At 69.2% G+C, this 286-nt stretch carries 1 protein-coding gene; it reads left to right on the forward strand.

The window, feature by feature from the left end; all coding sequences use genetic code 11:
• A partial coding sequence (locus H2O73_RS23885) for an NAD(+) synthetase (RefSeq protein WP_220457738.1) occupies positions 1-286 on the forward strand: 286 nt, incomplete at both ends.

The following is a 286-nucleotide window of genomic DNA, read 5'->3' on the forward strand; positions in this document are numbered from 1 at the left end:
ATGTTCCTGACCGGCTACCAGACACAGGACCTCGTCATGCGCCCGGCCTTCGCCGCGGACGCCGAACGGGTGTTGCAGGGGCTGGCCCGGGATTGCGCGGACGGGCCTGCGCTGGGCATCGGGTGCCCGCTGGTTCAGGGCGGCAAGCTCTACAACAGCTACGCCATCCTCGAGGGCGGCGCGGTCAAGGCGCGGGTGCTCAAGCATCACCTGCCCAATAGCGACGTGTTCGACGAGGAACGCCTGTTCTCCGCCGGACCCGTCAGCGGCCCGTACCGGATCGGCC

The organism is Vibrio marinisediminis, assembly GCF_014050145.1.
Classification (GTDB): domain Bacteria; phylum Pseudomonadota; class Gammaproteobacteria; order Enterobacterales; family Vibrionaceae; genus Vibrio; species Vibrio marinisediminis.